This is a genomic window from Haemophilus influenzae, from assembly GCF_019703545.1.
In the GTDB taxonomy this organism is placed as follows: Bacteria; Pseudomonadota; Gammaproteobacteria; order Enterobacterales; family Pasteurellaceae; genus Haemophilus; species Haemophilus influenzae_E.
On sequence record NZ_AP018771.1, the window covers coordinates 279,218 to 298,845 of the forward strand.

The 19,628-nt window shown below is 40.3% G+C and carries 17 protein-coding genes, 2 tRNA genes and 3 rRNA genes; 4 read left to right on the forward strand and 18 right to left on the reverse strand.

The window, feature by feature from the left end:
* Nucleotides 1–42: 42 nt before the first annotated feature.
* Both recQ and cyaY read right to left on the reverse strand, forming a co-directional pair.
* Nucleotides 43–1,902, reverse strand: a complete 1,860-nt coding sequence (gene recQ / locus K6J66_RS01390; RefSeq protein ID WP_038440223.1) for a DNA helicase RecQ — start codon at nt 1,900–1,902, stop codon at nt 43–45.
* A 1-nt stretch (nt 1,903) separates the two neighbouring features.
* The gene (cyaY, locus tag K6J66_RS01395; RefSeq protein WP_005665067.1) at nt 1,904–2,209 is read right to left on the reverse strand and encodes an iron donor protein CyaY; all 306 of its coding nucleotides are present in this window, start codon (nt 2,207–2,209) and stop codon (nt 1,904–1,906) included.
* A 97-nt stretch (nt 2,210–2,306) separates the two neighbouring features.
* Between cyaY and lptM the strand changes: the two genes are divergently transcribed.
* The 3 genes from lptM to K6J66_RS01410 all read left to right on the forward strand — a co-directional run bounded on the left by lptM (nt 2,307) and on the right by K6J66_RS01410 (nt 4,550).
* Nucleotides 2,307–2,423: an LPS translocon maturation chaperone LptM gene (lptM, locus tag K6J66_RS01400; protein ID WP_005665069.1), complete on the forward strand. Its 117-nt coding sequence runs from the start codon at nt 2,307–2,309 to the stop codon at nt 2,421–2,423.
* Between the two features lie 47 nt (nt 2,424–2,470).
* Nucleotides 2,471–3,718, forward strand: a complete 1,248-nt coding sequence (lysA, locus tag K6J66_RS01405; RefSeq protein ID WP_038440224.1) for a diaminopimelate decarboxylase — start codon at nt 2,471–2,473, stop codon at nt 3,716–3,718.
* A gap of 205 nt (nt 3,719–3,923) precedes the next feature.
* Nucleotides 3,924–4,550 carry a response regulator gene (locus tag K6J66_RS01410; protein ID WP_005652269.1) on the forward strand — a complete coding sequence of 209 codons (627 nt, stop codon included), beginning with the start codon at nt 3,924–3,926 and terminating at the stop codon, nt 4,548–4,550.
* A 61-nt stretch (nt 4,551–4,611) separates the two neighbouring features.
* On the opposite strand, the gene K6J66_RS01415 is transcribed toward K6J66_RS01410, so the two are convergent.
* The 9 genes from K6J66_RS01415 to K6J66_RS01455 all read right to left on the reverse strand — a co-directional run bounded on the left by K6J66_RS01415 (nt 4,612) and on the right by K6J66_RS01455 (nt 13,816).
* On the reverse strand, nt 4,612–5,052 hold the full coding sequence (locus K6J66_RS01415) for a DUF2489 domain-containing protein (RefSeq protein ID WP_005648547.1): 441 nt from the start codon (nt 5,050–5,052) through the stop codon (nt 4,612–4,614).
* 3 nt (nt 5,053–5,055) lie between these two features.
* Entirely contained in the window at nt 5,056–5,616 is a 561-nt protein-coding gene (yihI, locus tag K6J66_RS01420) for a Der GTPase-activating protein YihI (RefSeq protein WP_005669942.1), read from the reverse strand.
* 177 nt (nt 5,617–5,793) lie between these two features.
* A 5S ribosomal RNA gene (rrf, locus tag K6J66_RS01425) occupies nt 5,794–5,909 on the reverse strand.
* Between the two features lie 193 nt (nt 5,910–6,102).
* A 23S ribosomal RNA gene (locus K6J66_RS01430) occupies nt 6,103–9,112 on the reverse strand.
* 402 nt (nt 9,113–9,514) lie between these two features.
* Nucleotides 9,515–9,590 (reverse strand) — tRNA-Ala (locus K6J66_RS01435).
* A gap of 85 nt (nt 9,591–9,675) precedes the next feature.
* Nucleotides 9,676–9,752, reverse strand: a tRNA-Ile gene (locus K6J66_RS01440).
* 79 nt (nt 9,753–9,831) lie between these two features.
* Nucleotides 9,832–11,371, reverse strand: a 16S ribosomal RNA gene (locus K6J66_RS01445).
* Together the 16S, 23S and 5S rRNA genes with 2 tRNA genes alongside form the textbook arrangement of a ribosomal RNA operon.
* A 358-nt stretch (nt 11,372–11,729) precedes the next feature.
* Complete coding sequence (locus K6J66_RS01450; RefSeq protein ID WP_005665565.1) at nt 11,730–13,193, reverse strand: TrkH family potassium uptake protein; 1,464 nt, start codon at nt 13,191–13,193, stop codon at nt 11,730–11,732.
* 2 nt (nt 13,194–13,195) lie between these two features.
* Nucleotides 13,196–13,816 carry a YigZ family protein gene (locus tag K6J66_RS01455; RefSeq protein WP_020910188.1) on the reverse strand — a complete coding sequence of 207 codons (621 nt, stop codon included), beginning with the start codon at nt 13,814–13,816 and terminating at the stop codon, nt 13,196–13,198.
* A gap of 115 nt (nt 13,817–13,931) precedes the next feature.
* Here K6J66_RS01455 and tusA point away from each other — a divergent pair, with 115 nt between their 5' ends.
* Nucleotides 13,932–14,171: a sulfurtransferase TusA gene (tusA, locus tag K6J66_RS01460; RefSeq protein ID WP_020910189.1), complete on the forward strand. Its 240-nt coding sequence runs from the start codon at nt 13,932–13,934 to the stop codon at nt 14,169–14,171.
* Nucleotides 14,172–14,212: 41 nt separating this feature from the next.
* Here the strand turns inward: tusA and htpX are convergent, their stop codons facing one another.
* The 7 genes from htpX to clpP all read right to left on the reverse strand — a co-directional run bounded on the left by htpX (nt 14,213) and on the right by clpP (nt 19,558).
* On the reverse strand, nt 14,213–15,067 hold the full coding sequence (gene htpX, locus K6J66_RS01465) for a protease HtpX (protein ID WP_171034777.1): 855 nt from the start codon (nt 15,065–15,067) through the stop codon (nt 14,213–14,215).
* A 164-nt stretch (nt 15,068–15,231) separates the two neighbouring features.
* Nucleotides 15,232–15,621 carry a RidA family protein gene (locus tag K6J66_RS01470; RefSeq protein WP_005630808.1) on the reverse strand — a complete coding sequence of 130 codons (390 nt, stop codon included), beginning with the start codon at nt 15,619–15,621 and terminating at the stop codon, nt 15,232–15,234.
* A 55-nt stretch (nt 15,622–15,676) separates the two neighbouring features.
* Nucleotides 15,677–16,429, reverse strand: coding sequence for an MlaA family lipoprotein (locus K6J66_RS01475; RefSeq protein WP_015701823.1), 753 nt, complete (start codon nt 16,427–16,429; stop codon nt 15,677–15,679).
* Between the two features lie 152 nt (nt 16,430–16,581).
* The gene (gene nusG / locus K6J66_RS01480; RefSeq protein WP_005648601.1) at nt 16,582–17,139 is read right to left on the reverse strand and encodes a transcription termination/antitermination protein NusG; all 558 of its coding nucleotides are present in this window, start codon (nt 17,137–17,139) and stop codon (nt 16,582–16,584) included.
* Nucleotide 17,140: 1 nt separating this feature from the next.
* Nucleotides 17,141–17,557, reverse strand: a complete 417-nt coding sequence (gene secE, locus K6J66_RS01485; RefSeq protein ID WP_005658616.1) for a preprotein translocase subunit SecE — start codon at nt 17,555–17,557, stop codon at nt 17,141–17,143.
* Between the two features lie 144 nt (nt 17,558–17,701).
* On the reverse strand, nt 17,702–18,937 hold the full coding sequence (clpX, locus tag K6J66_RS01490; RefSeq protein WP_110442612.1) for an ATP-dependent protease ATP-binding subunit ClpX: 1,236 nt from the start codon (nt 18,935–18,937) through the stop codon (nt 17,702–17,704).
* A gap of 9 nt (nt 18,938–18,946) precedes the next feature.
* Nucleotides 18,947–19,558 (reverse strand): ATP-dependent Clp endopeptidase proteolytic subunit ClpP, encoded by a 612-nt coding sequence (clpP, locus tag K6J66_RS01495; protein WP_257003823.1) that lies wholly within the window; start codon nt 19,556–19,558, stop codon nt 18,947–18,949.
* Nucleotides 19,559–19,628 lie beyond the last annotated feature (70 nt).

Genomic DNA, 19,628 nt, shown 5'->3' on the forward strand with positions numbered 1-19,628 from the left:
TATAACAAAAAGTGTGGTCATTTTTAACCGCACTTTTAACACTTAGTCATTATTTTGCGCATTCGCCAAAATTACCTTATGTTCTTGAATCAATGCCATAAACGGCTGCCCAAACCGCTCTAATTTGATAGAGCCCACGCCATTAATTTGCAACATTTCAATATTGCTTGTTGGCATATATTGTGCCATTTCTTGCAACGTCGCATCATTAAAGACAATGTACGGCGGAATATTTTCTTTATCGGCAATTTGTTTGCGTAAGAAACGCAAGCGTGCAAATAAATCCTTATCGTAATTTGCAACACCTTGACGTTGTGGATTATGAGCAATTTTACTGATTGCAGAAATACGAGGCATTGCCAATTCTAACGGTTCTTCGCCTTTCAAAATCACTTTCGCACTTTCAGTAAGTTGCAACGTTGGATTTAATTCACTAATAACCTGTTGCACAAAACCCAAATGAATAAGCTGACGAATGACAGACTGCCAATGCTCTTTACTTTTATCTTTTCCAATGCCATACACTGAAAGTTTATCATGTTGGCGTTCAATAATTTTCTGATTGCGCATGCCACGCAGCACCGCAATCACATAATGTGCACCAAAACATTGTCCCACTCGATAAATAGTAGACATTACTTTTTGCGCATCGACTAAACCATCATATTTTTTAGGAGGATCAAGGCAAATATCACAGTTATTACATGGTGTTTGTCGATGCTCGCCAAAATAATTGAGAAGAACTAAACGGCGACAAGTCTGGCTTTCCGCAAATTCCCCAATAGCTTCTAATTTATGCTGCTCAATCTGACGCTGTGGCGTTTCTGGTTTTTCTAAGAGAATTTTTTGTAACCAAGCGTAATCAGCTGGTTCATAAAACAAAACCGCCTCGGCAGGCAAATCATCACGTCCTGCTCGACCTGTTTCTTGATAGTAAGATTCAATGCTACGTGGTAAATCAAAATGGGCAACAAAGCGCACATTGGATTTATTAATCCCCATTCCAAAAGCAATGGTTGCGACTACTACTTGAACATTATCACGCTGAAAATCCTGTTGCACACGTTCACGAATTGCCGTTTCCATTCCCGCGTGGTAAGCAGCAGCAGAGACACCTTTATTGCGTAAACTTTCCGCAATTCGTTCAACCTTGTTTCGGCTGTTGCAATAAATAATCCCACTCTTACCCTTTTGAGCCAACACAAAACGTGTCAGTTGCTCCATAGGTTTGTATTTTTCTTCCAAGGTATAACGAATATTTGGTCGATCAAAACTACCAATGTATTTGTGCAGATTTTTCAGATTAAGATGCCGCAGAATATCTTGTTGAGTCGCATAATCTGCCGTTGCCGTAAGTGCCATAATCGGCGCATCAGGGAAACTGGCTTTTAAACCACCAAGCTGGGTATATTCAGGGCGAAAGTCATGCCCCCATTGAGAAATACAATGTGCTTCATCAATCGCAATAAAGCAGACTTTGCTATAAGAAATAAGTTGAAAGAAACTGTTCGTCATCACTTTTTCTGGCGACACATAAAGTAGTTTAAGTTGCCCAGAAATAAGCTTATTTTGTACTTGTTGCTGCTGTTCTAAAGTCTGACTAGAATTAAGAAAATCCGCCTCAATTCCATTAGCTTGCAGCTGATCCACTTGATCTTTCATCAAGGAAATCAGCGGAGAAATCACTAAAGTTAAACCATCAAAACAAAGTGCGGGAATTTGGTAACAAAGCGATTTACCATTCCCCGTTGCCATTACCACCAAAGCATCTTGTCCATTTAAAGTGGCATTAATGACTTCTTCCTGCCCTTTACGGAAAGATTGATAACCAAAAATTGATTTCAAAACAGAAAGTGCGGTCGGTTTTTCTATTATTTTTGATGGTAAAGGAGAATCCAGCATTTTAGAACTGCACGTTCTCGCCATGTGCAGCACAGGCTTCAACGAAACAATCCCAAAAACGTTGCCCGTCATTAGAAACCCAGTCGCCATTTTTAAAAGCAAAATGAAAACCACCTAATTTACTTGCAATCCAAAGCTCAAGCAGCGGTTCCTGTTTGTTAATCACTATTTGTGTGCGATTATCAAAGGTGATTGTAAATACTGAACCTTGCGTTTCGCAATCCACATCTGCGCCTTGGTTTTCCAATTCTTCTTCAATTTTTTGCCAAACATGTTCAATATTTTGGTGAAATTCTGCAATATTCATAAAATGTTCCTGTTTAAATCTGATAGAATGCTGCAAATTATAAAGCCTTTCTCAAGCTTGTGAAAGGCGGATTTACCGATAAGTAAGAGAGAGAAAAATGAAAAAACTACTATCAATTTTAGTGCTTAGTGCAATTTGCATTGTGACAACAGGATGCGGCGTAAAAGGTTCTTTATATTTTCCTGAAAAAGATCAAGTTCAACAAACTCAATAATCTATTATCTAATATCATTCCCAAAATAACTAAAACAGGCACACAACATGAATTTCTTCCAATATAAACATAACAAACTTTATGCCGAAGATATGCCAGTTCAACAACTTGCTGAACAATTTGGCACGCCTCTCTATGTATATTCTCGCGCAACACTTGAACGTCATTGGCACGCTTTTAACTCTGCTTTCGGTAAGCACCCTCACTTAATTTGTTTTGCCGTAAAATCTTGCTCAAATATCGGCGTATTAAATATCATGGCAAAACTAGGTTCAGGTTTCGATATTGTCTCGCAAGGCGAACTTGAGCGTGTACTGGCAGCAGGTGGCGATGCATCAAAAGTGGTCTTTTCTGGCGTTGCGAAATCTAGAGAAGAAATTATGCGAGCATTAGAAGTTGGAATCCGTTGCTTTAATGTGGAATCAGTTTCTGAACTCAAGCACATTAACCAAATCGCAGGAGAAATGGGTAAAATCGCACCTATTTCTTTACGTGTAAATCCAGATGTTGATGCACATACACACCCTTATATTTCAACAGGATTAAAAGAAAATAAATTTGGTGTAAGCGTAAATGAAGCTCGAGAAGTGTATAAATTAGCCTCAACGCTACCAAACATAAAAATAACAGGGATGGATTGCCACATAGGCTCACAGCTTACCGAATTACAACCATTCTTAGATGCAACAGATCGATTAATTGTCCTAATGGAACAATTAAAAGAAGATGGAATTACATTAAAACATCTCGATCTGGGCGGTGGTTTAGGCGTGACTTATACGGATGAAACACCACCGCATCCAAGCGATTACGCAAATGCATTATTAGAAAAACTAAAAAATTATCCTGAACTTGAAATTATTCTTGAACCTGGCAGAGCAATTTCTGCCAATGCAGGAATTCTAGTAGCAAAAGTACAATACTTAAAAAGTAATGAAAGCCGTAATTTCGCCATTACCGACACAGGAATGAACGATATGAGCCGACCAGCATTGTATGAAGCCTATATGAACATCGTAGAAATTGACCGCACTTTAGAAAGAGAAAAAGCCATTTATGATGTTGTGGGACCAGTTTGCGAAACGTCTGATTTCTTAGGCAAACAACGGGAACTTTCAATTGCCGAAGGGGATTATATTGCTCAATGTTCTGCTGGTGCCTATGGAGCAAGTATGTCATCAAACTATAACTCAAGAGCCCGCACTGCAGAAGTTTTAGTAGATGGCGATCAATCCTATCTAATTCGTCGTCGAGAAACCTTACAGGAACTTTGGGCATTAGAATCGACCATTTAATATTTCTTATCTTAAAAAAGAGCGGTAAAAAATTATCTATTTTTCTACCGCACTTTTTCTATTTTTATCCATCAATAAACCTACCTCAAATAGTAAGTTTGTGATATAAATCAAATTTTTTTCTATTCTAGATTGGCATAGAATTGAATTCTTTATAAAATGTCATGCTTTTTAAAGTGGACTTCTAACCACTAAAGGGGAAATTATGCAAGATAAGCTAAAAGTTTTATTAATTGACGACCATCCGTTAATGCGTCGTGGCATTAAACAACTTGTAGAATTAGACGATAACTTTGAAGTAGTGGCTGACGTAAGCAGCGGCACAGAAGGGATTTCTGTGGCATTACAAACATCACCTGATGTGATCATTTTAGATCTCAACATGAAAGGACTTTCTGGGTTAGATACACTCAAAGGATTACGTGCAGAAGGCGTTGATGCACGAATCTTAATTTTAACAGTATCTGATGCAAAAAATGATATTTATACTCTAATTGATGCTGGTGCAGATGGTTATTTGTTAAAAGATACTGAACCTGATACATTGCTAGAGCAAATCAAGCGCATAGCACAAGGCGAAGTCATTCTGAGTGATTCTATTAAAAATTTATTATTAGAACGTACTCACGAAGATAATCCGTTAGACAGCTTAACGGATCGCGAAATGGGCGTACTTCGTCAAATTGCAACTGGCTTATCAAACAAACAAATTGCAGCACAACTGTTTATTTCAGAAGAAACCGTAAAAGTACATATCCGTAATTTATTACGTAAATTAAATGTTCATTCTCGTGTTGCAGCAACGGTATTATTTTTTGAACAAAATCGTTAAAAATAATCATAAAAAATGCGCTAGGAGAGACTTAGCGCATTTTTCTTTAAAATTATAATATTTAAATTAGCTCAATAGATTTAATATCTTCTAATAAAATATACAATTCTTGTTTAATATTTTTTTCAAACTGTGCTTCTGCACTTTCTCGAGCTAAATCCAGACGCATTCTTTCTCTTTTCTCAAGTAATTTACGGTCATCATGTGTAGGCATATCACGCACCACTTCATATAAATTAGCCATCGCAGGATAAGATGATAAATTCTTACCAAAAGGCCTTAATAGCATAGTAAGACGAATTACGCCTTCAGAAAGATTACATTCTCCAGACTGCATTGCACGAGCAATAATATCAATGCTCTCTTTTAATCGTATAACCCGATTATTCTTAGCTTTAGCAATCAATTCCTTTTGAACTTTTAACTGCTTTAATAAACGGATTGCATATAGAGTCAATCCAGTTACCAAGAAAAGTGCGATGACAAAAAATATCCAAATCATAGATTACCTAAATTGATTAATATCCATACGCTCGAAAGTGCGGTATAAATCATCTTCGCTTTCATCTTCGTCTTCAATGCCAAGTTCTTCCATTAACTCAGAAATTCGATCTAAGCATTCATCTACAAATTGTTGATCTGATTTACTAATAGTTTTACCCGCATCTAAAGCATCCAATAATTCATTAAGAATTTCATTATTTTCCAGATTTTCAAGCTCTTTCATTGGATCTTGTTTTTTAGCCTGTTTTATTACAGGAATTACTTGACCTTTTTCAGGCTTATTAACAAATTCAACAACTAACGGTATCTTTTTCTTACTACCAATTTTTGGATCTTTAATTTCATTTTGAAGTTTATTCGCTTTTTCTTCAACCGCACTATGACGAGATCCTGAAGCTAAACCTTTATGCTTACGTTTTTTCTTATCTTCACGAGCTTTAGCATCCAATTCATAACGAGTAAGCTTTTTACCAGAGCGTGCTTTTGTTATATCTATTTTTTTATCTGCTTTGCGAATTGGCATAATATCTGTAATTCGACGTGTTTTTTTCTTACGAGCCATAGGGTACCTTTCTTAAAATTTTGTGGATTGTATCACTAGTACGTATTTTTCTCACTAACAAACATAAACTTTATCTAAACTTATTTTGTTAAAGTATAAACTTCTAAAAAACAAAAACCCCATATCTTTCGACACGGGGTTCTTCTGTTTTTATTTAACTTAGATAAGTATTTGCTAACCTGGCGGTGCCCTACTCTCACATGGGGAAACCCCACACTACCATCGGCATTACAGCGTTTCACTTCTGAGTTCGGTATGGTCTCAGGTGGGTCCACCGCACTATCGCCGCCAGGATAATTCTTTGATAACTCGTCTTTTCTTTTATCTCTCGTCTCTTTTATCTTTCGTTACTCAGTCTTTCCTCTACCTTTCACTCGTTCTTATTGGCCACAAGCTGAATCCGATTTTCTTTCTATTAAGTCTTCTTATTTAATTTGTTTGTCTAGCCTTCTCTTTCGCTCTTTCACAAAAACACTTGAGCGTTGTATAGTTAAGCCTCTCGGGCAATTAGTATCTGTTAGCTCAATGTATCACTACACTTACACACCAGACCTATCTACGTCGTAGTCTACAACAACCCTTACTGACTTAAAGTCAGGGATGACTCATCTCTTGGCAAGTTTCGTGCTTAGATGCTTTCAGCACTTATCTCTTCCGCACTTAGCTACCCAGCAATGCCTCTGGCGAGACAACTGGAACACCAGTGATGCGTCCACTCCGGTCCTCTCGTACTAGGAGCAGCCCCAATCAATCATCCTACGCCCACGGCAGATAGGGACCGAACTGTCTCACGACGTTCTAAACCCAGCTCGCGTACCACTTTAAATGGCGAACAGCCATACCCTTGGGACCTACTTCAGCCCCAGGATGTGATGAGCCGACATCGAGGTGCCAAACACCGCCGTCGATATGAACTCTTGGGCGGTATCAGCCTGTTATCCCCGGAGTACCTTTTATCCGTTGAGCGATGGCCCTTCCATTCAGAACCACCGGATCACTATGACCTACTTTCGTACCTGCTCGACTTGTCTGTCTCGCAGTTAAGCTTGCTTATACCATTGCACTAACCTCACGATGTCCGACCGTGATTAGCAAACCTTCGTGCTCCTCCGTTACGCTTTGGGAGGAGACCGCCCCAGTCAAACTACCCACCAGACACTGTCCGAGACCACGTTTCGTCATCTTCGTTAGAACATCAAACGTTAAAGGGTGGTATTTCAAGGTCGCCTCCACAATGACTGGCGTCACTGCTTCAAAGGCTCCCACCTATCCTACACATCAAAATTCAATGTTCAGTGTCAAGCTATAGTAAAGGTTCACGGGGTCTTTCCGTCTAGCCGCGGGTACACCGCATCTTCACGGCGATTTCAATTTCACTGAGTCTCGGGTGGAGACAGCCTGGCCATCATTATGCCATTCGTGCAGGTCGGAACTTACCCGACAAGGAATTTCGCTACCTTAGGACCGTTATAGTTACGGCCGCCGTTTACTGGGGCTTCGATCAGGTGCTTCTCTTGCGATTACACCATCAATTAACCTTCCAGCACCGGGCAGGCATCACACCCTATACCTCCACTTTCGTGTTTGCAGAGTGCTGTGTTTTTAATAAACAGTTGCAGCCAGCTGGTATCTTCGACCGGTTCAACCTTCAGGGGCTAGCCCTTACAATCTACGCCGGCGCACCTTCTCCCGAAGTTACGGTGCTATTTTGCCTAGTTCCTTCACCCGAGTTCTCTCAAGCGCCTGAGTATTCTCTACCTGACCACCTGTGTCGGTTTTCAGTACGGTTTAGTAAAGCCTTTCGCTTAGTGGCTTTTCCTGGAAGTGTGGTATCAGTTACTTCAGCTCCGTAGAGCCTCGTCATCATCTCTCTGTGTTAAGGAAGTCCGGATTTGCCTAAACTTCCCACCTACCAACTTAAACGCACATATCCAACAGTGCGATAACCTAACCTACTCCGTCCCCACATCGCAGCTTTACCAAGTACAGGAATATTAACCTGTTTCCCATCGACTACGCTTTTCAGCCTCGCCTTAGGGGCCGACTCACCCTGCCCCGATTAACGTTGGACAGGAACCCTTGGTCTTCCGGCGAACGGGTTTTTCACCCGTTTTATCGTTACTTATGTCAGCATTCGCACTTGTGATACGTCCAGCCCACCTCTCGATGAACCTTCTTCCGCTTACACAACGCTCCCCTACCCAACAGGCGTATCACTAATAATCCTCACTCTAAGATGCCCGACTCAACGTTCGGGTTGCTTGAACAACCTTTCATGTCGCTTCGCACCATTCTAGCTTGTTAATCGTAAGGCGTATTAGTGATACGCCTGATGCCGCAGCTTCGGTGCTATATTTCAGCCCCGTTACATCTTCCGCGCAGGCCGACTCGACTAGTGAGCTATTACGCTTTCTTTAAATGATGGCTGCTTCTAAGCCAACATCCTAGCTGTCTAAGCCTTCCCACTTCGTTTCCCACTTAATATAGACTTGGGGACCTTAGCTGGCGGTCTGGGTTGTTTCCCTCTCCACGACGGACGTTAGCACCCGCCGTGTGTCTCCTGAGTATCACTCTTTGGTATTCGTAGTTTGCATCGGGTTGGTAAGCCGGGATGGCCCCCTAGCCGAAACAGTGCTCTACCCCCAAAGGTGTCACCTCAAGGCTCTACCTAAATAGATTTCGGGGAGAACCAGCTATCTCCCGGTTTGATTGGCCTTTCACCCCCAGCCACAAGTCATCCGCTAATTTTTCAACATTAGTCGGTTCGGTCCTCCAGTTAGTGTTACCCAACCTTCAACCTGCCCATGGCTAGATCACCGGGTTTCGGGTCTATACCTTGCAACTCTTCGCCCAGTTAAGACTCGGTTTCCCTTCGGCTCCCCTATTCGGTTAACCTCGCTACAAAATATAAGTCGCTGACCCATTATACAAAAGGTACGCAGTCACCCTTTCAGGCTCCCACTGCTTGTACGTACAAGGTTTCAGGTTCTATTTCACTCCCCTCACCGGGGTTCTTTTCGCCTTTCCTTCACAGTACTGGTTCACTATCGGTCAATCAGGAGTATTTAGCCTTGGAGGATGGTCCCCCCTTCTTCAAACAGGATATCACGTGTCCCGCCCTACTTCTCGTTAGCTTAGTACCACAATATGGTTTTTAGATACGGGATTATCACCCTCTTTGATTGTGCTTCCCAACACATTCTCCTAACCATACTGTTATCACTTACTGGCTCTTTCGCTTTCGCTCGCCGCTACTGACGAAATCTCGGTTGATTTCTTTTCCTCGGGGTACTTAGATGTTTCAGTTCTCCCGGTTTGCCTCAACAAGCTATGAATTCACTTGTTGATAGTAGATTCTTCATCTACTGGGTTTCCCCATTCGGATATCTTGGATTAAACGCCTCTTATCGACTCATCCAAGCTTTTCGCAGATTAGCACGTCCTTCTTCGCCTCTGATTGCCAAGGCATCCACCTTGTACGCTTAGTCACTTAACTATACAACCTCAAATGTTTTCTATCACTTTAAGTTTTCACTTCAAAGTGCGGTCAATTTGATGCGTATTTTCATTCAACTAAACACTTGATTACTTTTGTTCAATCAAGATTTTATGCAAAACAGGTTTTGTTTTTAGAGTTTCCTTTTCAGTTCCCTCCTCTCACTTTCCTATCTTGCCTACTCAGACTTTCTCTCGAAAATCTCTTGTTTTCAGCTTGTTTCCAATTTTTTAAAGAACAGTTGATAAAACTTTTCAGTTATCATCGTTAAATAAACTAAAAAAATTAAATTTAAAATTAAACTTAAAACTAAGAATAAAATAACCTAATATTTAAAATAGCTTAATACTATCTCAATACCTTATTACTTTGTCTTTTTCTAATTTACTTAACGATGATAAGTGGTGGAGATAAGCGGGATCGAACCGCTGACCTCCTGCGTGCAAGGCAGGCGCTCTCCCAGCTGAGCTATATCCCCATTTCATCATAATTTAATAACTAATCATTTATGTCTTAGTTATTAGTTATTTACACTACACCTTTCGTTTCACTCACTCTCAGAGTGGTGGGTCTGAGTGGACTTGAACCACCGACCTCACCCTTATCAGGGGTGCGCTCTAACCACCTGAGCTACAGACCCAAGGGTAATGTTTTCTTCTGCTCATTTGTCTACAACTATCAGCCAATCTGTGTGAGCACTCGCTGTCTCTCGTCTTCAGTAAGGAGGTGATCCAACCGCAGGTTCCCCTACGGTTACCTTGTTACGACTTCACCCCAGTCATGAATCATACCGTGGTAAACGCCCTCCAAAAGGTTAAGCTATCTACTTCTGGTACAACCCACTCCCATGGTGTGACGGGCGGTGTGTACAAGGCCCGGGAACGTATTCACCGCGACATTCTGATTCGCGATTACTAGCGATTCCGACTTCATGGAGTCGAGTTGCAGACTCCAATCCGGACTTAGACGTACTTTATGAGATTCGCTCCACCTCGCAGCTTCGCTTCCCTCTGTATACGCCATTGTAGCACGTGTGTAGCCCTACTCGTAAGGGCCATGATGACTTGACGTCATCCCCACCTTCCTCCAGTTTATCACTGGCAGTCTCCTTTGAGTTCCCGACCAAATCGCTGGCAACAAAGGATAAGGGTTGCGCTCGTTGCGGGACTTAACCCAACATTTCACAACACGAGCTGACGACAGCCATGCAGCACCTGTCTCTAAGTTCCCGAAGGCACAAGCTCATCTCTGAGCTCTTCTTAGGATGTCAAGAGTAGGTAAGGTTCTTCGCGTTGCATCGAATTAAACCACATGCTCCACCGCTTGTGCGGGCCCCCGTCAATTCATTTGAGTTTTAACCTTGCGGCCGTACTCCCCAGGCGGTCGATTTATCACGTTAGCTACGGGCGCCAGAGTTAAACCCCAACCCCCAAATCGACAGCGTTTACAGCGTGGACTACCAGGGTATCTAATCCTGTTTGCTCCCCACGCTTTCGCACATGAGCGTCAGTACATTCCCAAGGGGCTGCCTTCGCCTTCGGTATTCCTCCACATCTCTACGCATTTCACCGCTACACGTGGAATTCTACCCCTCCCTAAAGTACTCTAGTTACCCAGTCTGAAATGCAATTCCCAGGTTAAGCCCGGGGCTTTCACACCTCACTTAAATAACCGCCTGCGTGCCCTTTACGCCCAGTTATTCCGATTAACGCTCGCACCCTCCGTATTACCGCGGCTGCTGGCACGGAGTTAGCCGGTGCTTCTTCTGTATTTAACGTCAATGATGTGTACTATTAGCACACACCCCTTCCTCAATACCGAAAGAACTTTACAACCCGAAGGCCTTCTTCATTCACGCGGCATGGCTGCGTCAGGGTTCCCCCCATTGCGCAATATTCCCCACTGCTGCCTCCCGTAGGAGTCTGGACCGTGTCTCAGTTCCAGTGTGGCTGGTCATCCTCTCAGACCAGCTAGAGATCGCAGGCTTGGTAGGCATTTACCCCACCAACTACCTAATCCCACTTGGGCTCATCCTATGGCATGCGGCCTCTCAGTCCCGCACTTTCATCTTCCGATAATACGCGGTATTAGCGACAGTTTCCCGTCGTTATCCCCCTCCATAAGCCAGATTCCCAAGCATTACTCACCCGTCCGCCACTCGTCAGCAAGAAAGCAAGCTTTCTCCTGTTACCGTTCGACTTGCATGTGTTAAGCCTGCCGCCAGCGTTCAATCTGAGCCATGATCAAACTCTTCAATTCAAGTTCAATCGCTCAATAAACTGCTTAGCTATAAATAAAAACACTACTTAAAAAAGTAATGATGAATTTTCAGTTAAGCACCTATTAAGACTTCAAAATTAAAAAATAGTTTTAAAACAAGTCAATCAACAAGTGCCCACACAGATTGTCTGATATATTGTTAAAGAGCAAAAAAGAACGACGCACTTGGAAACTTAAAAAACTTCACAACAGTGCGTCGTTGTGTGCGGTGCATTATAGGGATTTTCAAATCCCTTGCAAGTACTTTTTGTAAAAATATTTAAAAAAATGATCTTTTGATGGAAATATAAAAATTTTATTAAAAAGTGCGGTCAAAAATACAATAATTTTTCAATTCTTATTTTTTCCAATAGCTTGGAATAAACAGCACGATTAATGAAAACATTTCTAAACGTCCACAGATCATAGCAAAACTAAAGACTAATTTAGCACTTTCTGGAACACCAATAAAACTTTCGTGAATAAAACCAAGTCCCGGTCCTGCATTCGTTAATGTGGCGAATACGGCTCCCATCGCATCAAAAGTATTCATTCCACAAAGAATAACAGCAAAAACACACCCCCAATAAACCAGTATAAAAATAATGAAAAATGCCCAAATACTTTCTATCATTCTTGGTGCTAGACGATTTTTACCTATTCGAATTGGTTGTACTAAATTTGGATGGATTAAACTATGCAGTTCTCGATCGATTTGTTTCCACAATATAAGTGTCCGTATCGCTTTTAATCCCCCAGTTGTTGAACCACCACAACCACCAATTACCGCAGAAATTACCAGTAAAAGCCCAATAAAAGGCGGAAGATTATCAATATCAAAAATCGTATAACCAGCAGTCATTGACATTGATGTTAATTGTAATGCACCTTTTGTTACTGCCTCGTTTATATCTGAAACTAAACCATAACCGTATAAAGATAGAGATACAATACCAATAAAAATAATTTGCATCGTTAGAAAAAAACGAAATTCGGGATCTTTCCAATAATTTCGCCAAATATTTCTTTTACCTAGTGCAAGAAAAGCGGAAATATGTAAACTAAAATTAACACCACCAATCAGCATAAAAATTGTTGTAACCCAATAAATGGAAGCTTGATTAAAATAGCCAATACTTGCATCGTGCGTTGAAAATCCGCCATTTGAAATTGTTGAAAAACTATGCCCAATGGCATCAAAAAGATTCATTCCTGATAGCCAATATGCAATGGCACAAAGAGCAGTTAATGAAGCATAAATAATCCATAGAGCTTTCGCCACTTCTGAAATTTTAGGCAAAGATTTTTGATCTTTAAGAGGGCCTGAAGATTCTGCTCGATATAATTGTGTCCCACCAATTCCCAACAGCGGAATTATCGCCACAGCCAATACGATAATCCCCATACCACCTAACCATTGTAAAAACTGACGATAAAACAAAATAGATTTAGGTAAATTATCCAGCCCCGTCATTACCGTTGCACCAGTAGTAGTTAAGCCAGAAAATGCTTCAAATACGGCTGAAGCAATAGTTAAATGTGGTGAATCGAACAATAAAAGAGGCAATGTTGCCAAGCTTCCTAAAACTAACCAAAAAGCCACAACAATCAAAAAACCATCACGGGATCGTAATTCTTGTTTATGGTGATGGCATGGCCACCAAAGTAATGTGCCCGCTGTCAAGCTCAACATAAAAGCCTGCATAAATGCCTTACCGCCCCCATCACCATAAATCAGAGCAACAAATGCGGGAACTAGCATCGTACCTGAAAAACACATCACAAGAATACCAATAATTCGGATAATCGATAAAATACGCACAACTATTCGCCTATCTCTAAAAGTTGAATAACTAATCTACCTGAAGACTTTTCCGTTAATTCTGAAGAAAATGCCTCTCTTGTTTTTTCACTAATACCTAAAATCAAATGAATATTTGCCTGAAAACCTTGAGATAAAATCTCAACCTGATATTTTTCACAAAGTTGTTGAACCAACCTTAACTGACCATAGTCACAATCAAGTTTGAAAGGGGTTCGTTCAACTTTAATTTCGCTTTCAATCAGCTTTAACGCTTGTTGTACGCCATTGCCGTAAGCACGAACTAATCCGCCCGTTCCAAGCAAAATACCGCCATAATAGCGAACCACCACCGCACTGATTTCACCTAATTGACTGCCTTGCAATGCACTCAACATTGGCTTTCCTGCCGTTCCAGCAGGTTCGCCATCATCAGAAAAACCAAGTTGTAGAGAATCTGTTGGCTTGCCTGCTACGGCAGCCCAACAATGATGCCGTGCATTTGGATGTTCTTGTTTAATCTTTGCCCAAAAAGCTCTTGCGTCTTCTAAACCTTCGGTGTGCTGTAAATAAGTAATAAAACGGCTTTTCTTAATTTCTTCTTCAAAAATAACCGCACTTTTAGGAACGAGGTATTCCGCCATTTCTTTTTTCAAGGTAATTTCAATGACACTAGTCTATCACTGATGACTGGGATTTGTCGAAATTTTGCCGTAAGTGCGGTATGATATGGCTCTGTTTTTCAAAAGAAAAAAGAATATGTCTGAAATTTCCGTCACACAAACCCTAAATACTTTAGGATTACGTTGCCCAGAACCTGTCATGCTTGTTCGTAAAAATATTCGTCATCTTAACGATGGAGAAATACTTTTGATTATTGCTGATGATCCTACAACAACAAGAGATATTCCAAGTTTCTGTCAATTTATGGATCACACATTACTGCAAAGTGAAGTGGAAAAACCCCCGTTCAAATATTGGGTGAAAAGAGGAAAATAAAACATCGACCTCATTAAAGTGCGGTCGATTTTTTATAATTTTTAAAGATTACGTAAGGCTTCAATACGCTTTTCGAGTGGTGGATGGCTCATAAAGAGTTCACTGCGTTTACCATTAATCATAAAGGCATTTAAAGAACCTTCAAGATTTTGGGGTTCGTGAAGTTGTTGCAAACGTTGCAGTGCCATGATCATTTTTTCTTTGCCTACTAAACTTGCGGAACCAGCATCTGCACGAAATTCGCGGTAGCGCGAGAACCACATTGCGATAATACTTGCAAGTACACCAAAGAGCATTTCCAATACCATCGAAACCAAGAAATAAATACCTGAACTGCGCGTTTCTTCTCCATTATTGTTACGCGAACTTGCTACCGCCGTTGCAATAACGCGCGATAAGAAAATCACGAAAGTATTTAATACGCCTTGCAATAACGCCATCGTCACCATATCCCCATTGGAAATATGGGAAATTTCGTGCGCTAAAACAGCTTCAGCTTCAGCCTCCGTCATGTTGTTTAATAATCCCGTACTCACTGCCACCAAAGAATTGCTTTTTGTCGCGCCTGTCGCAAAAGCATTCACATCGGGAGAATGATAAATCGCCACGTCTGGCATGGGAATACCCGCTTTCTGCGCTTGGCGACTAACGGTATCAATTAACCAACGTTCAGTTTGATTACGAGGTTGAGTAATCACCTCTCCATCCACAGAACGTAATGCCATCGTTTTAGACAGGAATAAGGAAATTAATGAACCAGCAAAACCAAATAGCAAAGCCATAATTAAAATACCGCCGATGCTATTTCCTGCAATACCAGTCACACTTAAAATAATACCTAATACCAGCATTACTGCCATATTGGTTGCCAAGAAAAGAAGAATACGCATCATAATGTGTTCTCTCAAAGTTAGGGTTAAGTATTTCCTTAGTGGGGAAAATTCACAAAAAATTCAAGGTGTAATGTAAAATTTTTGCTATCAGCAGATAAACAAAAAGTGCGGTCTAAAACATGCGAGTTTATGACCGCACTTTTAAGCAGGGATTACCAAACAGAAAATTATTTTCTTACAGCAATCGCTTCAATTTCTAATCCCACATCTTTTGGTAAACGAGCAACTTCTACGCAAGAACGAGCAGGGAAGTTAGGATGATTATTTTCTTTAAAGAAACGTTCGTATTCTGCATTAACCGCAGCAAAATCATTAAGATCTTTCACGAAAACCGTTGTTTTTACAATATCGGCTGCGGTTAAACCTGCTTTCTCGATAATCGCTTTCACGTTTTCTAAAGATTGGCGTGCTTGTGCAACGATGTCAGCTGGCACTTCGCCTGTTGCAGGATTCACTGGAATTTGCCCTGAGGTTAAAACTAAATTGCCAAGATCAACCGCTTGAACATAAGGGCCAATGGCTGCCGGTGCTTTTTCAGTATGAATAATTTGAGTCATCATTTTCTCCTTAGTTGATAAAAACTGGGTAATTTTTACCGCACTTTTCTGTTTATTAATCAATTTCTTTTAGTATGTCATCGGGAAGTGATTCTTTGCTTTCGACTAATTTCCCATCGTTTACTTTAAATTGTAAATTTTGGTAATAAGCTTCTCGGAACGTGATATATGGATCTTGAGCTTGACGTAACAATTCTGCATTATTGAGATTTTTCGCACGGGCATCCACTGCTTGCACACCATATTTCACTAATGCCCATGGGCCACCAACCCATTGCCAGAATGGATACATATAAGCCGCATCAACCACAGCACCCGTTAATTGGCGTGGCGTTGTTGCATTATAAATCGGTAGCACAATATAAGTGCCAGCATCTACGCCGTAGCTACCTAAAGTTTCCCCAAATCCACGTTGATTATCTATGCGTAATTCTTTGCTTGCGCTCGCAAAATCAATAAAACCACCTAGTCCAAATACAGTGTTAATCCAAAAGCGATTAAAGTGAACAAATGCTTTTTTCGGTTCACCTTCAATTAAGCGGTTTATGAAACTGACTGGCTCATCAAGATTATTTGCGATGCCAGCAAGACCAGAAGAAATCGGCTTAGGTACATAGTTATTCCAACCTTTTGCAGCGGGTTCTAGCACATAGCGATCTATAACATTATAGTTAAACTTCCACATGGTTCGATTGAAGTCTTCAAGGGAATCATTACGCTCACTCACTTGTTTCGCGTCGTTGTTATTTGCACAACCTGTTAGTGCAATGGCACCCAAAAGTGCGGTCAAAATTGCCTTTGTTTTCATTTTTAATCCTTACATAAATATGGGATTATTCTACCTAATTTGTTAAATAACAACAAATTTTGCGTATAAAAACACTCTTTTATGCTGTTTCAACAAACATTAAAAACAAAAAAACCGCACTACAAAAAGTGCGGTTATACTTTAATCATTTCTTAGTGTATTTTTTCAACTTGACCAAATTCAAGCTCAACTGGTGTAGCACGGCCAAAGATTGATACAGACACTTTTAAGCGGCCTTTTTCATAATCCACTTCTTCTACTGTACCATTAAAATCAGCAAATGGCCCTTCAGTCACACGAACTTCCTCACCCGGATGATATTCATTACGATGGCGAGGTTTATCAGTATTTTGTTCAAGACGATTTAAAATAGTATCCGCTTCACGTTTGGAAATAGGTGCAGGTTTATCTGGTGTACCACCGATAAAACCCATCACTCTTGGCACACTTTTTACTAAATGCCAAGTTTCATCATTCATTTCCATTTCTACAAGTACATAACCTGGAAAAAATTTACGTTCACTTTTGCGACGTTTACCTGCTACATTTTCCACCACTTCTTCAGTTGGTACTAAAACTTCACCAAATTGATCTTCCATTTGTTGTTGTTTGATGTATTCACGTAAAGTTAGAGCTACACGACTTTCAAAGCCAGAAAACGCTTGTAATACATACCAACGTTTTTTTGATACTGTTGTTTCTTCAGTCATTTTAGAATCTCAAATCAGTTAAGAAATTAATCACTGTCACAATAATCGAATCTACTGCCCAAAAGAAGAGAGAAGCAATCATTGTTACCCCGATAACGATCAATGTTGTTTGACGTGCTTCAGCACGGGTTGGCCATACGACTTTACGCGCTTCTGTACGAGAGTCATTAAAGAACGCACGTGCTTTTGTTCCTTGATTAGTAATTGCCGCTAAAATAAATGCAATGACTAATGCAATAGCCATACCAATAACACGAATCGGTAAAGAATAGATTTGTTGGAAATAAATATTCCCAATTGCCGCAGCAGCAAAAAAGATCACAACTAAAACCCAAAGGAATGTATTTAAACCTTTAGACTTGCCTTCAACGATCACTTCTTGCGTATTTTTCTTTTTATCAACAATTTCGGTTGCCATAGAATTGAATCCGTTTTAAATGGAAATGTAAAAAATAATGCCATAAGAACGTGCGATTGTAGCATTTTCTTTTCGCCTTGCCTATTGAAAATAAGCATCAACATAGAAAATCTGGCGAAAACAACCGCACTTTTGCGAGTAAATCTAATATTCTAATTTTGGTGCAAGATTATCTACAATTGTCGATTCATCAACGATAACTTTTTGTAAATTCTCAAGAGACGGTAGATCATACATTGTATCTAACAACACTGCTTCTACGATAGAACGTAAGCCACGCGCACCCGTTTTTCTTTCGAGTGCTTTTTTCGCCATTGCTTTTAATGCTTCTGGTGTGAAATCCAATTCTACTTTTTCCAATCCAAATAAGGCTTGATATTGTTTAATTAATGCGTTTTTTGGTTTTGTGAGAATTTGTATCAGCGCATCTTCGTCTAATTCACTTAATGGGGCAATCATTGGCAAGCGTCCGATAAATTCTGGAATTAAACCAAATTTCATCAAATCATCAGGTTCAACTTGACGGAATAATTCAGAAAGAGATTGTTGTTTTTCATCTTTTTCAACTTTGGCATTAAAACCAATACTCGTACTGGTTTGAGCGCGTTTATCAATAATTTTATCTAATCCTGAAAATGCACCGCCGCAAATAAAGAGAATTTTAGACGTATCCAATTTTACCATTTCTTGTTGTGGATGTTTACGACCGCCTTGAGGTGGAATGGAAGCGATTGTACCTTCAATAAGTTTTAATAAAGCCTGTTGCACCCCCTCTCCTGAAACATCTCGAGTAATTGATGCGCCTTCCGATTTACGGCTAATTTTATCAATTTCATCAATATAAATAATGCCTTTCTCTGCTTTTTCAGTATCGTATTCACAATTTTGCAAAAGTTTCTGTAACACATTCTCCACATCTTCCCCCACATAACCAGCTTCCGTTAATGTGGTTGCATCCGCCATCGCAAAGGGTACATTTAAACGACGAGCTAATGTTTGCGCAAGTAACGTTTTTCCGCTACCTGTAGGGCCTATAAGTAAAATATTACTTTTACCAAGCTCTACATCATTGCTTTCATAGTTAGTTCGCAAGCGTTTATAATGATTATAAACTGCCACAGAAAGCACTTTTTTCGCATAATCTTGACCAATAACATAATCATCTAGATGAGCGCGAATTTCGTGAGGCGTTGGTAATTTTTCTTCATTTTCTACCGCACTTTCCTCTAAATTTTTATCATGACTTTCTTCAAGCATTGAGTGACAAAGTTCAATACATTCATTACAAATATAACCGTCTGTGCCAGAAATTAATTTATCTACTTCGCCTTTTTCCTTTCCGCAAAAAGAGCAGTGCAAATCTTTATCTTTGTCTGTCATTATATACCCTTAACGTTTAACCAAGACTTCATCCACCAAACCATACGCTTGTGCTTCTTCAGCTGACATAAAATTATCGCGGTCGGTATCTTTCTCAATACGCTCAATACTTTGTCCAGTATGGAATGCTAAACGATCATTTAAGGTGTGTTTAATTTTCAAAATTTCTTGTGCGTGAATTTGAATATCCGATGCTTGACCACGGAAACCACCCAAAGGTTGATGGATCATCACTCGCGCATTGGGTAACGCAGCTCGTTTGCCAGCGGTTCCGCCAGCAAGTAAGAATGCGCCCATTGAACAAGCCTGACCAATACAAAGAGTGCGAATATCTGGCTTAATAAATTGCATTGTGTCGTAAATTGCCATACCTGCGGTCACAGAACCGCCTGGAGAGTTGATATAAATATTGATGTCTTTAGTTGGATCTTCCGATTCTAAAAAAAGAAGCTGTGCCACAATTAAATTTGCCATACGATCTTCCACTTCTCCACTTAGGAAAATCACACGTTCTTTTAATAAACGGGAATAAATGTCGTACGAACGTTCGCCACGCGAAGTCTGTTCAACGACCATAGGAATTACACTCATTTTCTTACCTTTTTCATTAAAACTGCTAATTATTTTATCGTAAATAACCCACAAATAAAAATGCGATCGCTTTTATTAAAAAGAGCGACCGCACTTTTAT